This window comes from Spirochaetae bacterium HGW-Spirochaetae-1, assembly GCA_002839375.1.
Classification (GTDB): domain Bacteria; phylum Spirochaetota; class UBA4802; order UBA4802; family UBA5550; genus PGXY01.
This window is the reverse complement of the sequence record PGXY01000009.1, coordinates 236,658-250,087: the sequence shown is the minus strand read 5'-3', so window position 1 is coordinate 250,087 and position 13,430 is coordinate 236,658. Positions and strand designations below refer to the sequence as shown.

Annotated in this window: 13 protein-coding genes and 1 tRNA gene; 8 read left to right on the top strand and 6 right to left on the bottom strand. The window is 43.0% G+C overall.

The features are described from left to right. Positions 1 to 40 precede the first annotated feature (40 nt). The 8 genes from CVV44_18495 to CVV44_18460 all read left to right on the top strand — a co-directional run bounded on the left by CVV44_18495 (position 41) and on the right by CVV44_18460 (position 7,191). On the top strand, positions 41 to 2,224 hold the full coding sequence (locus tag CVV44_18495; protein PKL36207.1) for a hypothetical protein: 2,184 nt from the start codon (positions 41 to 43) through the stop codon (positions 2,222 to 2,224). A gap of 86 nt (positions 2,225 to 2,310) precedes the next feature. Beyond that, positions 2,311 to 3,546, top strand: coding sequence for a transporter (locus tag CVV44_18490; protein ID PKL36206.1), 1,236 nt, complete (start codon positions 2,311 to 2,313; stop codon positions 3,544 to 3,546). Positions 3,547 to 3,548: 2 nt separating this feature from the next. Beyond that, entirely contained in the window at positions 3,549 to 4,070 is a 522-nt protein-coding gene (locus CVV44_18485; GenBank protein ID PKL36205.1) for a cyclic nucleotide-binding domain-containing protein, read from the top strand. A gap of 71 nt (positions 4,071 to 4,141) precedes the next feature. Beyond that, positions 4,142 to 4,858, top strand: coding sequence for a hypothetical protein (locus tag CVV44_18480; protein ID PKL36204.1), 717 nt, complete (start codon positions 4,142 to 4,144; stop codon positions 4,856 to 4,858). Next, on the top strand, positions 4,858 to 5,151 hold the full coding sequence (gene gatC, locus CVV44_18475) for an Asp-tRNA(Asn)/Glu-tRNA(Gln) amidotransferase GatCAB subunit C (GenBank protein PKL36203.1): 294 nt from the start codon (positions 4,858 to 4,860) through the stop codon (positions 5,149 to 5,151). The genes CVV44_18480 and gatC overlap by 1 nt, the downstream gene beginning before the upstream one ends. Further along, entirely contained in the window at positions 5,151 to 5,708 is a 558-nt protein-coding gene (locus tag CVV44_18470; GenBank protein PKL36202.1) for an RNA 2',3'-cyclic phosphodiesterase, read from the top strand. The genes gatC and CVV44_18470 overlap by 1 nt, the downstream gene beginning before the upstream one ends. A 64-nt stretch (positions 5,709 to 5,772) precedes the next feature. Continuing rightward, positions 5,773 to 6,531: a dihydroorotate dehydrogenase electron transfer subunit gene (locus tag CVV44_18465; protein PKL36201.1), complete on the top strand. Its 759-nt coding sequence runs from the start codon at positions 5,773 to 5,775 to the stop codon at positions 6,529 to 6,531. Positions 6,532 to 6,654: 123 nt separating this feature from the next. After that, entirely contained in the window at positions 6,655 to 7,191 is a 537-nt protein-coding gene (locus tag CVV44_18460) for a hypothetical protein (protein PKL36200.1), read from the top strand. Between the two features lie 101 nt (positions 7,192 to 7,292). Here CVV44_18460 and CVV44_18455 read toward each other — a convergent pair whose 3' ends face one another. From CVV44_18455 to CVV44_18430, 6 genes are all read right to left on the bottom strand, one after another. Continuing rightward, positions 7,293 to 7,679 (bottom strand): hypothetical protein, encoded by a 387-nt coding sequence (locus CVV44_18455; protein PKL36199.1) that lies wholly within the window; start codon positions 7,677 to 7,679, stop codon positions 7,293 to 7,295. A 28-nt stretch (positions 7,680 to 7,707) separates the two neighbouring features. Further along, positions 7,708 to 8,130, bottom strand: coding sequence for a hypothetical protein (locus CVV44_18450; GenBank protein ID PKL36198.1), 423 nt, complete (start codon positions 8,128 to 8,130; stop codon positions 7,708 to 7,710). A 391-nt stretch (positions 8,131 to 8,521) separates the two neighbouring features. Continuing rightward, a tRNA-Leu gene (locus CVV44_18445) sits at positions 8,522 to 8,605 on the bottom strand. Positions 8,606 to 8,691: 86 nt separating this feature from the next. Next, positions 8,692 to 11,394: a hypothetical protein gene (locus tag CVV44_18440; protein ID PKL36197.1), complete on the bottom strand. Its 2,703-nt coding sequence runs from the start codon at positions 11,392 to 11,394 to the stop codon at positions 8,692 to 8,694. A 191-nt stretch (positions 11,395 to 11,585) separates the two neighbouring features. Further along, entirely contained in the window at positions 11,586 to 12,494 is a 909-nt protein-coding gene (locus tag CVV44_18435; GenBank protein PKL36196.1) for a hypothetical protein, read from the bottom strand. Positions 12,495 to 12,526: 32 nt separating this feature from the next. Further along, the gene (locus CVV44_18430) at positions 12,527 to 13,297 is read right to left on the bottom strand and encodes an endoflagellar filament sheath protein (GenBank protein ID PKL36195.1); all 771 of its coding nucleotides are present in this window, start codon (positions 13,295 to 13,297) and stop codon (positions 12,527 to 12,529) included. Positions 13,298 to 13,430 lie beyond the last annotated feature (133 nt).

The following is a 13,430-nucleotide window of genomic DNA, read 5'->3' as shown; positions in this document are numbered from 1 at the left end:
TTATCGAGGTTTACTTTTTATCTATTATAGGGATACCACAATGAATATTAAGCTCAACAAAAAACCCGACCCTGATCTCTGCAAAGAAAAAATATATCTTGCTCGTTTCTTCCGCCGTTCATATCTTTATACCGATGGCATCTCCCATATCATAATCATTCCGTTATCGACGATTGTTTTCTACCATGCCGCGAATATTGACAGCGGGCTTATGTATATATTTCTCGGCGTTGTCGGAACAGGCATCCTTCTGTCTTTCGCTTCTTCATACATCATCTGGAGAATTTTAACGACGCCTCTTACCCTGTATTTCAATCTTCTCTTGAGGTCAGAATCCGTACCCGATGAAATATATGAACGTGCCTATAAACGCTACCGGATACTCCCTAAAATAAACATGATAAACATAATACTGCGCTGGGTTGTAATCATGGGCATGATCGTCGGAATAATCAGTTATCTGCTCCACCCTTCCCTGACGCAGATGATCAACATGATCTCAGTACTAATCATCAACAGTCTTTTCGGAGCATTATTGTTCTACACCGTAACCGAAAACATGCTGGCGAAAATAGCGGGATACGGCTTTTTCAACCGGCAGGATAATTCTGATTATACCTCAAATTCAAGTCTCGGCGGATTTCTTTCAATTGCAGTAATTATCACCCTCACAATCCTTGCCGTTTTTATAACGACGGGAACACATAATTTCATGAACCGTGGAATTAAAAATATTTTCGTCGAACAGATGAAATTTATAACGGCCGGCAAGGTATCCGGTCTGGACAATACAACCGTTTTCAACGAGCAATATTATAACGTTCTCAGGCAATGGAAAAGCGCTCATTTGATCATTCTGAAAAAAGAGGGAACTCTCATTTCCACTGATGATAGGTCCATAATCACCGGGAAGGAAATGGACATATATAAAAAAATACAAGATAATAATGATGATGAATTCAGAATACTGTTTAATGACGCATGGAAAATCGGCATTATCCAAAAACAACAGGGAAATGAAACATCCTTTATTATGACTATTGATGAGACTGAAATCGAAAACCAGGCGTGGCGGATCACATTATTTATAATGATAAGCATGATTCTCTCCCTTCCTATTATCTCATTTTTTATACGGTTTATCATAAAGAAAAAACTCTCCATTCTCAATAAAAGTAAAAATGCCCTCATGGAACTCTCCAAGGGAAACCTCAACGTAACATTGCATCTCAGCAGTTATGATGAAGTCGGCGAGATGACAACCGGCATAAATATCCTGAAGCAGGCATTCTCAGAGATTATCCGGAACATACAGAATATCGCCGGATCACTGGCGCTGACTGCCGGTGAAATGTCGTCAACAACAACCTCGTTTTCTGAAAATGCCCAGAACCAGTCCGCCTCATCGGAGGAAGTAACCGCCACTGTCGAAGAGATTTCGGCCAGCATTGACGCCATCTCCGGTGACGCCCGATACCAGTATGATCGCCTCTCTTCGCTTATAGACACCATAAACAAGCTCACCCATATAATAAATGACATGGGAGGCAAAATTAAGGAAGGGCAAAATGTCACACGGGATATTTCCATCAGGGCACAGAAAGGAGAGCAGTCCCTCGGTGAAATTCACTCCATCATGTCAGGCATCAGCACCGGTTCAGCAAAGATGGGAGAAGTAATAAATATTATCAATGACATCTCCGACAAAACCAATCTCCTTGCCCTCAATGCAGCCATCGAAGCTGCGCGCGCCGGGGAAGCAGGAAGGGGATTCGCCGTCGTTGCCGATGAAATTTCCAAGCTTGCCGACAAGACTTCCACAAGCCTTTCCGATATTCAGACACTCATAAAAAACAATGACGCTGAAATCCGGAAAGGAACAGGCAGTATCGATGATTCCACAAACGTGATTAATTCCATTATCGTCGGCGTCAAATCGATCGATGAAATGATACAGAACATATCTGAAATAATGGAAAGCCAGATGCAGACAAGCACCGCGGTCAACCGTGAGGCCGACGAGGTAAAATTGCGTTCCGAAGACATCAAACGGGCTACGGAAGAACAAAAAACAGCTATAGAGGAAATCGCCAAATCCATGAACAGCATCAACGAACTTACCCAGGAAAACGCTTCAGGCGCCGAGGAACTGTCAGCAGGAGCCGATGCGATGAAAGACGTAGTAATAAAATTGAAACAGGCTGTGGAATTTTTTAAAGTCTGATCCTGCATCCTTTCACGTTATCTTTTTTTCATTAAACTCTTTCCGCCATTGTTACGAAAATAAAACTGGAGCAATGGCAGAAAGAAATGCAAATATTCAGATATATATACGAGCACATCTTCAGAAGCAGGTTTATCCGGCAGATTACCGGAAAGCTTTCCCGCAGCATGCTCATCAAGGTCCTCATAATCGGGATATTTCTCCTCGTATCCCTGGCCTTCGCCACCTATTATATTGAAAAAGACTATCTGGCATACAGCATCGTCAACGGGGAAAAAGTGGCAACCAGGGAAAGTAACATCAAGACCCTGGAAGATTCCATCTGGTGGAGTTTTGTCACATCCACGACCGTGGGCTACGGAGACTTTTATCCCATCTCGCGGGCGGGCCGCTTTATGGGAATACTTCTCATGTTTTTCGGCATGTCGCTCGTGGGGGTCATCACCGGTAACATCGCCTCGTTCCTGGTGGAAAAACAGCTCAAGGAGGGGAAGGGATTGAAGGATTTAAAACTAAAAAACCATTTTATCATATGCGGCTGGAAGCGTGACATGGTGCAGATACTGCACGACGTCATGGAAAAGAATAAACATTTCCTCCCATCGGAAATAGTACTGATCAACATGGCCGATCCGGAAGAGATAGAAAATATCAAGAGCGATGAGCAATTTTCCCAGATCAATTTCATCAGCGGTGATTTTATCGATGAACGGGTGCTTCACCGGGCGAACCTGAAACATGCGCAGAAGGTACTGGTGCTGGCGGACCGGTTGGTTCCCGGCTCAGTCCAGGAAGTTGATTCCCGTACGGTCATGGCCATTATAACCATTAAATCCATCACAAAATCGGCCTATACCTGCGCCGAGCTCGTGGACAAGAAATTCGAACGATACCTGAAGTTCTCCAACTGTGACGAGATCATCCTCTCCAGTGAGTACAACCGGTCTCTCATAGCCAATGCCTCGGCGGGAAGCGGTATCTCCCATATCATCAGCGAGCTGCTCAACGTCAACGCCGATGTCTCCATTACAACCCAGGATGTCCCGGACAAGTATATAGGATTGACCTATGATGAGCTATTTTCATTCTACATGAGCAGGAACCGCTCCGTGCTCATCGGGCTGCTGGAAAATACGGGTAACTTCTTCAGCAGGAAAACCGAGGCCATCCGGGATGCGCAGAAGACTCCCGATATTTCCAAACTCGTTGATAACCTCAAGGAGGTAAAAACCCTGGAGGCAAATCAGCCCGTTATCAATCCATATCCCGATTATATCTTGAAAAAATACAGCAAGGCCATTATCATTGAGGGTAGGGAATAATCATGAGTGCCCGTACTACAGCTACAGATGAAAGCATCCTTGATAAGCTGAAGCAGGTGGATATCTTCGGCATGTTCTGCCATGACGAAGAAGCCATGAAAAAAATTCTCGCCATCTGCACGATGCGGAGTTACCGGAAAGGGAAATCCATAATAAAGGAAGGCGAATACGGCGATGAACTCTATATCGTTCTCGACGGCGAAATCGATATCCTTAAAAAAACACTCCAGAACGAAAAATATACCGTGACAACGCTCGATTCCAGCATGGGCGGTATCTATGTGGGAGAAATGGCCCTCATTGACAATGACAAGCGGTCCGCCTCGGTCATCGCCAGGAGCGAATGCCACTGCCTGGTTATAAACCGGAAGAATTTTATAAAATTCGGCGATGCCAATCCCGCCATGGGACTGGCTATAACCAGGGCCATCGCACGCCAGATAAGCCTGTGGCTCAGAAAATCCAATGCCGATGTAATCACACTCTTTTCAGCCCTGGTGGATGAAATAGCAGCTGAAAGCTGACGACACTCCATAATTTGGAGGCTGCATTTCTTTTATATTGACAGTAAAATAGGCCCGTGTATCGTGTATTCATGATACGAATAAGGGTAACCCTTGCTGCGCTGATCCTGCTTCTGGCACACTCTTTTGCCTGCTCTTCCCGGCCGGGCCTGGAACACTTTGACCGGCCCGAAGAAAGTGGTAAAGTGGAAGTAAAAAATGATGGAACCGCCATCATCCGAAGTATGCATTCAGAAATCGCCATCCGTCAGATACAGGATGAGGAATGGGAAAATCTGCTTGAATTTACGCCCTTCATAAATGAAAAAAGTGGATTTGCCCAATACAGGGTCCCCCGGCTGAAATTCTTCATGGCAAGCCTGAAAAACACCTCGGAACAGCCCCTCGTGCTGGAGAATGTATCACTGTCCTACGGCGACGTCTCCATGGACAACATGGATTCAAAGAGGATAAAAGACACTTTCAAATCAGACATTTTTAAATTCTTCAATTTCGATGAGATTTTTACACCCCGAAGACTGGTGACCGAAGAAGAGAACCTTGAAAAAATAAACTTCGATACCGATACGATTCGCTACGAACTTTCCTTTATTCCTCCCTCGGACAGGCTCATCAGAATAATTGCGTTCCCAACCCTGCCTGTAACGGTCCGTTCTTATCGAATTAATTTTCATCTCAGTTATACCGGCATTAAAAAAATTATTGCATTTGACATGCAAAGATTCGAGTATAGGACACGAGGAAAGCATTTTATTGAAAAGAAACAGGAATACGAGGACCTTCCCTGATGAAAATTGACAAGGATCAGATAACAAAAGTTTCCCGGCTGGCGCGGCTTGAACTGACAGAAGAGGAAAAATTGGAATTTTCCCGCCAGCTCTCCGACATCATAGAATATGTGGAAAAAATCAAAGAGCTCGACACAGCATCCATAGAACCGGCGGACCATATAGTGGAATTAAAAAATGTATTCAGAAGCGATACCGTGGGACCATCCCTGCCCGTATCTGAACTGGAAAAAATCGCTCCTTCCTTTGAAAACGGCCATATAGTCGTGCCGAAAATAATTGAAGGATCGTAATGCCCCGGCTTTTTTTCGCCCTTACCTTTGATGATAATCTTATTCAGGCAATGCAGGAGCCTCTTTCTTACCTGGGCACATATCAGACAATACTCAAACCCGTAGAATCACAGAACATGCACATCACGGTTAAATTTCTGGGAGAGTGCGGCGATGATATTGCCGGCCCGATAATCGCTGCGTTTCAGAATTTCACAATCGAAGAAAATCCCATTGCTTTTTCCGCCAGGGGTCTGAGCGCTTTCCCACGCATAGCGTCACCTTCAGTGATATGGTGCGGCCTGGATACGGGCCCGGAAATAAACACACTTCATCGCAGAATTGAACTTTTCTCCGAACCCTTTGGATTTCCACCCGAAGACCGGTCCTTTAAACCGCACCTCACCCTGGCCCGTATCCGGAAAAACAGCCAGGCACCCCGTGAACTCGTCAAATATCTGGAAGATAACCGGGCTACGGTTTACTGCACAACCCGGTTTAAAAAACTGGTTCTCTTCAAATCACTATTGACAAAAACAGGCCCCATTTATACAGAATTACACAGCATGACCCTGTAGGATGAACAGCGTGCATTTAATGCCGCAGCATCATCGTAAAAAGCAAGCGTAACACGAGGATTTCATGGTAGCGGAGATTATTGAAAAACCCCGGGAAGTGTCACTGAACCATTACCTGATACGTATAGGCCGGTGTCCACAGCCCGCATATCCAGGCCAGTTTATAAGCATAAAAACAGGCGAAGGCACGGACCCCCTCATCCGCCGCCCCTTTTCCATATATGATATTAAAGATGATATCACGGAAATCATCATCCAGGTAGTAGGACGAGGAACACGGCTCATTTCCACATCCATGCCGGGTCCCGTGGATATACTGGGACCACTGGGCAGGGGATTTTCCATGGAAGGCGTTAAAAAAGCACTCCTCGTTGGCGGGGGAGTAGGCAATGCCCCCCTCTTTTATCTGGGCAATAAACTGAAAACAAATGGCGCATCCGTCACCTACCTGTACGGATCCCGTTCGAAAGACTTCATGTACATGACGGGGGAATACGCGGCCATGGCCCATACATTCATTCCCGTTACCGATGACGGAACCACGGGAAAACGCGGTTTCGTTACCGAGGCAGCCCGGGAAGTTCTGGCATCGGAAGATTTCGACATGGTTTACACCTGCGGCCCCACACCCATGATGGCCGAGATGGTCAGGATAACTCCTGCCCATATTCCTATCGAGGTTTCCCTGGAAAATTATTTCGGCTGCGGCATAGGTCTCTGCGTGGGATGCACAGTGGAAACCACGGCGGGATTCCGCAGAGCCTGCATGGACGGTCCGGTCATGGACGGAAAGAGCATTCTCTGGGATACCCTTGCACACTAAAACAGAAAATAAAATTTTGAATACCCGATGAAGACATCGCATTAATCCCTTGACAATTCAATAATATAGGTTATTCTTCTCATAACTTTTAAAGTTAAACAAATATCCTTGGAGGAACTATTAATGAAAAATATGAGAAAATCCTTACTTTTCCTATTGGCCGCACTGACAATTCTCACTGTATTTGCCGTCGGGACCGCTTTTGCCCTTGGAGTAGGCAGCACCGTTAGCAATGTTCAGCTTAAGGACTCAAATGATAAAGCAACGGCCATTCCTGATCTGGGCAATAAAGTCATAACGATTTTCTATAACGATCCCGATGTAGCCGACATCAACGATCCGGCAGGTGATGCCCTTAAAGCCCAGAAGTTCCCGAAAGATAAATACCGCGGTTTGGGGATAGGCAATCTCAAGGATACCTGGAAGCCCAATTCAATTATACGGATGATTGCACGCAAAAAAGAGGCAAAATTCAATTCCACCATTTTGATGGATGATAACTATGTACTGAAAAAAGCATGGAACCTGGGAAACGCCGACGAGCAGTCATTCTGCATTATCATCGATAAAAATAAAAAGGTTATCTATTTCTATAAAGGAAAAATGAACGCTGCTGAAATTCAGAAAGCCATTGATGCAATAAAAGCCGCTATCAAGTAAGACTGAAAAAACAGTAATGAAATAAATAAAAAAAGGGTCCCTCCGGGGACCCTTTTTTTATTTATCAAATCACCCATGCATATTTACATGGAACTACAATCTCATACGTAATACCGCTTCTCACCATCGTTCAGGTCATTAAAGGATTTTTCCGACATGCAATTGAAGTGTACCGTCTGCAGTATTTCATTCTGAGATGCCACATCAATATCGCTCCAGAGAAGAATCATCTCTTTTTTTCCGGCGATAGCAACCTTCACCATATCATCTTCATTATCATAGTAGATACTTTCCAGGTGAACCGTGCTATAAGAATCTCCATTATAAAGCGGAATGTTCATGTCAAGTTCCATATGGTCGGCCGACAGGGAACTGAGCAAATCAGTGATATACTTTCCCTGCAGAATCTGCAGATCAAACATTCTCGATCCGATATCAATGATCATTTCGTTGAATTCCGCGTAAAATTCCTTATCTGGTATCTTCATTATTATTTACCTGCAATCCGCGCGATGATCAGGCACCCCTGGCAAAACTTATGGCCTTTTTCAAGAATGGATTGATGGACGGTATCTTTTTATTTCTTACTCCTGTGTCATTTAAAATAACAGACCAGCTTTCATCATTCAGATTATCAAGAATATTTTCCAGATCTTCAAGCTGCAGTTCTTCCACACTCTGACCGAACATGATACCATTGGCAAAATTATTTAAATCCCCCACCATATCACCACAGAGGATGCCCTCTTCATCACAGAATATACTGTTGAGTTTCATATAAACAGGCTCGTCATTTGGAGAACAGCTTGAATCAAGCACAGTGACATTTTTCAGGTAGAGCGGCTCGGACAGATCCCCATTTGCGATTTCACCCATTTTTTCTTTAATGGCACGTATGATATCAGCCTTGTTTTTTTCATGAAGTTCCACAACGACCATATCTTGTAGCATAACTGACATACCCTGCTCCTGGATTATAAATTTAATCGTCCCAATCAAAGGCGACATATTATAACTCTTAATATATTTTCGGATGATTTTTCATTTTTAATAACCATTTTTCACCGCAATTTAAATGATTTTATGTATGGGAAAATCCATGTTCCCGGCAGCTATAGTAAAGGAATATCAGTATAAGGGAATCTCTAAAAAGTAAGTTTTGGCAGAGCCCGTATAGTACATCCTGATCAGCAGGCACAAACAGCGGAAAAAACAGGTTTCGATAGAAATGATAAGAAAATTGACAGGTTGTAATATTAATCCGGGCAGAGTTTATTGTTCATTGTGGAGCAGGAAAGTACAACAATTACGATTAAAAAGAAGGATAATGTGCCGCGAGAGGGATTTGAACCCTCACAGGCGTACGCCCACTAGACCCTGAACCTAGCGTGTCTACCAATTTCACCATCGCGGCATCAAAGATGCTATCCATATAAACTGAAGGTACTATTTGTCAAACAAAATTTAGAGTATACTTTTAAAACAACAACCGAATGTACATCATCCGGCACATTTGCTAATGGCTGTAATACGAAACTTTTTATTTCCTTCATCAATTTTCAACGTAAACTCTTCACCCATTTTTTTGCCCAGTATGGCTTGTGCTATAGGTGATCGGTATGACAGAATATCCCTCTCAAAATCAGCATCCCAGGGACCGAGAATCGTATAAATCCTTTTTTCACCCTGCTCCACGTCCTCAAAGGATACCACTGTTCCAACAGAAACTATTTCCGTGGATACCTTGGAAAAATCCAGAATGCCAGCCTGTTTCATCTCATTATCCAGTTTGGAGATAGCCATCTCAAGAATAGACTGCTTCTCCATGAGTGCATTGTATTCAACATTTTCCCTCATGTCACCGGTAGCTTCGGCCACTTTGGATAATTCCCTTGATAGCTGTACCATCTCCACATTAACCATATGATCCAGTTCCGATTTCTTTTTTTCATACCCGTCCTGGGTTACTATAAGACGCTCCACATCGAGATCCAGAACCTCACCGTTAGCTGCATGCTCGCGGGTAAAATCGGGGAACTTCTGTTTAATGTGAGACAGCACTTTTTCCCTTTGCGCTTCCTCGACATAGGGAAGATCGCTGAAAACATCAAAAATTCTTCCGGCAAAGGCCTTGTCATTTTCCTTGATGATATCCCTGAGAACAACGGCATCATTGTCAAAAAGAATATCCATTGCTATGTTTTTCAGCCTGTTGCCCTCGGTCTCAATTTTTTTCAATTCATTCATGAGCCTGAAGAATGTTATTGCGAAGCTCTTCCGGGAATAGTCAAGCCATTGATAATCCCAAATCCTGTTGAAAAGATTCCGGGCCACCCAAATAAATATCTCCGGTGACTGTTTCATTCCCGTCATGACGCGGTCGATAAAATTATTGATTATGTTATAAGCATGAGCCCTGATTAGATTATTGATGATATATTTGTGAATTCTCACCGGAGTCTCGAAGAGCATTTCGGCAACTACCTGGGGCCAATCTTCTCTCGATTCCTCTATAAGATTTACAAAATCCTTTTTATAATCATAGGAACCTATCTTCATCGAGATAAGATGCAACTCACTGCTTTTACCGATAAAATCCATAACCTTTGTTTGTATGGTATCGAGTTTAAGCTTCCCCGGCTCCACATATCGCGCCAGGTCTTTAAGGATAAAATAAGAAAGAATCAGCCTGGTATTGGAATCTCCTTTAGCCTCGTCGGTAAAATAATCAATAAAGAAGTGAACGACCGAAGCCCCCTCTTTTACTTCTATGTTATTGATAAATTCCAGGGCAATATCAAGACGGGTGCCGAAGGAACTGCTCCTGGAAAATTTATCCAGAAGCTCCTCAACGAATGTCACCGGTTTGTCCCGCATGAAGATAAGATCTTTCTTCTTTTCAGATACGCCATAAAGGGGGTCCTTCTTGATTTCCGTTCTGGCCTTGTTCCACCATTTCCCCCAATTTTTTTCCTCGATATATCGCGGAATCAGTTCCCTTTTGACATCGGCGGCATTTATCTCTCCACCGTATGATTTTATTAGAATTTCAAAGAATTGTATGAAATCTTCTTTGAAGAGCTTCATCAGCATTTCAGGATCGTCATACTCCAGGACATAAAGATGATCTGCGGGAATCGGCGTAAGAGACTGAAGTGCCATCTGAACGGACATTTTATGTTCCTGCTTGTCTTTGAAACTGATAACAATGGACTCCATGTCGATATCAATTATTTTCCCCAGTTTCCATGAATTATGAAAGGCGTAGTTACCTTTGTCGAAAACAATATTCTTCTCAAAATCCTGTATGGCTAATTTAACGGGTATTTTAAAATTGCTGAGCCGCGACAGTTTGAGAAACTGTTCAAATTGAGAATGGTTCCCGTATTTGATGCGGTACAGCCTGATGAGGTCCCGGCGCGCATGATTATCATCGGGCCTGTAGGCCAATATTTTTTTAATCAGTTCAATGGATTGTGACGGATTTTCCTCATCACGATACTTGTTTAAAAGCGTCTTGAGTAATGTTGCGGCAAGCTCCTGCTGTTTCGCTTCAGCCAGCATTCTTTCTATTCTCTCAAAGAAAGTCACATCCTCCCATGAAAAAGTCACCAGCTTATTCCATAGTGTGACTACCTCGTCAAAATCCTTGTTCTTTATAAATCCTTCAATTGCGAGTTTCATGTAATAAATGCTCTTTTCAGAATCCTCATTAATGAGGGCAAAAGCGAGCTTTTTGGCCACCTCGGTGTCGAACCGGTCAATTTTCAGCAGTCCTTCCAGCACAGGAATGGCCTCACGCGCTCTTCCCAGCCTCTCGAGACTCACAGCCAGGGCACGAAGAGCAACGCTGTTTTCACCATACTCCAGAATCTTCTCGGCAAGTATCTCCACCACAGCCCATTTCTGGCTGTTAATAAAAATATCTATAAGCTTTCTCAGTTGTATGGAATCATCTATACGATCATTATGGTAGCCGATAAGTCCCAGCATATACATGGCGGTGATGGATTCACCTGTTTCCTCAAGATGTTTTCTACAGATAGACTGTGTATCCAGCACCAGCCCTTCAGAAACTACGGAATTGAAAAGATCTTCTAGTATTTTAAATTTGGATATACCAATATCCTTGGGTTCAATCCTCCCCCATTGTTCTTCTTTAAACAGCGATTCCAGTTTCCCCAGCACTTTTTCCTGACCCATACTACCTTCCTGTTTACAAGAATAATATTATACAAATTTACATAAAAAAGAGAAGATTTTTGTGCTTATTAAAAATAGAAAATACCCATCATCTCACGATGGGTATTCTCATTTCGGTAAAAGAAGTTATCAAAATATCAGTTACATTTTATTATATGTGAATTCTGATTTCTTTTTGTTACAAAATACCCCTATTGCTGCGGGTTCGTTGTACCACCGCTCTTCCCTTCTTCAAAGGCTTTATGAAGCTCCTGACCGTCAAAGTTTACTTCATAAGTATCTGTCAGAACTTTAATCTGATCGAAGAAAAAGAAGGTTTCCTGTGTCAGTTCTTCTGCATGTCTTTCAGACTGACATCGCAACACCAGACGGGTAATTTTGCTCACCCTGGTCTGGGGATATGACTCATAGGATTGGGGAATATTAGCCGGGAGATACACCTTGAGCGGTCTCCACCCGATAAAATTCACAGACCCGAATTTAAGAATATGTGTATCGCCGCGGTAATCTTTTACCCAGACTTCCAGATCATAGGGATTTCCCCTGCCATGGACCCAGAGTGATATCGCCTTTGCCTTACCGGGAAGCTGAAGGCCCCGCTCCTGCTCATCCTGGCGCGTACTGGGATTATACCGCATTACAGGTTTTCTGCTATGCCAGTCAATCTCTTTAGGTGCGAGGATATGAATAGAGTTATTCCCCGGGTAACGAAACTGGAAACGTACGCCGAGAATTTTTTCTTTTTTCTTGCCCAGATTGGTCAATGAAAATTGCTCTACGGAAAGATCATTGGGACCACCGCCCATCATTTTCAGATCAAGCACGGGAACCGGGTTCTTCATCTTCAGTTTCTTTTCCGTATCGGCATTGGTGAACTGCTTCGGTTCGGATTTAATAAACCATCCATCGGCCGCGAGTTCCTTTGCCACCAGACTTTCTTCAAAATCTTCAATAACAATGGCCTTCAGTTCATCGCCACTGATATCAGGTTCAACATTCGTAACAATTTTTGAATCGGCGTTCCTGGTTGTCATTATCCCCATAAGGATAATGAATGATACCGTTATTATAAGTGATACTGATCTCTTATATGTATTCATTAAAAGCCTCCCTTCTTATCTTTGCCAAAATTTTACCAAGTATCCTTAATTGTTTCATCACCGGTAAATTCTGAAAGATCAGTTATAATTCTAAATTGATCAAGGTAAAAATAGAATGTACCAGGAACCTCAAATTTATCACATTCAACATAAAATGATACAAAATGCAGATTTTTATCAAGAAGTGCATAACTGGCAGACTGGGGCAGCCAACCCGGAATAATCAATGAGCACTCTTTCCATCCCCAGAAATCGAGTCTGCCTATTTTAATTTTATGCAGGTTTCCTCTGTAGTCACGCAGTTTAACAAAAAGCGTGTGTCTCATTTTGCGGCCCAAAACCCACACTTTCAATTCACGTGCCTTGCCCCGAATAATATATTCATTGGGAGGGAAAACCTCAACACGGTCAAATCCACGGTCGAGAAAATATGTTTTTACACCCAGAACATACTCATTTTTATGGGATATGCCATTTTCATCGGTAATTTCAGTTTTAAATTCTCCGGCATTGCCGTCTTCGTCAACGGGTTTTCCATCAGTGTTAACCGGTCTTGGCTTTCCCGGAATTTTACGGATTTTTGTGTCACCGAGTGGACAAGTGGAATCTGCTCTCCAATCCTCGGAAGCTTCAAAATCGTTCAGCCAATCTTCCACCAAACCGTCCTGTTTAGTTTTCGGTTTTTGCGTCCCTGCACCCGGCTCGCCCTGTTGAGCATTTACATTTATACTTCCATTACCGAAGAAGAGGATTAACGCCCCTATAAAAATCGATAATGAAGCTAATTTAGCGATCCTTTTCATTGATAACTCCTTTTTGTTAACATTGATTTTTCCCTCTGTATTTCATATGAAGAAAAAATCTACACCTCTCTATAACAACAGTCGGCAAAAGTGTAGAAAAAATTTAGTATTTAATTATACATATTGCTATATT

Excerpts from the sequence above, each read along its gene's own strand:
- CVV44_18460 (PKL36200.1), top strand. The coding sequence starts at position 6,655 with ATGAAAAATATGAGAAAATCCTTACTTTTCCTATTGGCCGCACTGACA.
- CVV44_18435 (PKL36196.1), bottom strand. The coding sequence starts at position 12,494 with ATGAATACATATAAGAGATCAGTATCACTTATAATAACGGTATCATTC.
- CVV44_18480 (PKL36204.1), top strand. The coding sequence starts at position 4,142 with ATGATACGAATAAGGGTAACCCTTGCTGCGCTGATCCTGCTTCTGGCA.
- CVV44_18495 (PKL36207.1), top strand. The coding sequence starts at position 41 with ATGAATATTAAGCTCAACAAAAAACCCGACCCTGATCTCTGCAAAGAA.
- CVV44_18470 (PKL36202.1), top strand. The coding sequence starts at position 5,151 with ATGCCCCGGCTTTTTTTCGCCCTTACCTTTGATGATAATCTTATTCAG.
- CVV44_18450 (PKL36198.1), bottom strand. The coding sequence starts at position 8,130 with ATGGTCGTTGTGGAACTTCATGAAAAAAACAAGGCTGATATCATACGT.
- CVV44_18440 (PKL36197.1), bottom strand. The coding sequence starts at position 11,394 with ATGGGTCAGGAAAAAGTGCTGGGGAAACTGGAATCGCTGTTTAAAGAA.
- CVV44_18430 (PKL36195.1), bottom strand. The coding sequence starts at position 13,297 with ATGAAAAGGATCGCTAAATTAGCTTCATTATCGATTTTTATAGGGGCG.
- CVV44_18490 (PKL36206.1), top strand. The coding sequence starts at position 2,311 with ATGCAAATATTCAGATATATATACGAGCACATCTTCAGAAGCAGGTTT.
- gatC (PKL36203.1), top strand. The coding sequence starts at position 4,858 with ATGAAAATTGACAAGGATCAGATAACAAAAGTTTCCCGGCTGGCGCGG.
- CVV44_18485 (PKL36205.1), top strand. The coding sequence starts at position 3,549 with ATGAGTGCCCGTACTACAGCTACAGATGAAAGCATCCTTGATAAGCTG.
- CVV44_18455 (PKL36199.1), bottom strand. The coding sequence starts at position 7,679 with ATGAAGATACCAGATAAGGAATTTTACGCGGAATTCAACGAAATGATC.
- CVV44_18465 (PKL36201.1), top strand. The coding sequence starts at position 5,773 with ATGGTAGCGGAGATTATTGAAAAACCCCGGGAAGTGTCACTGAACCAT.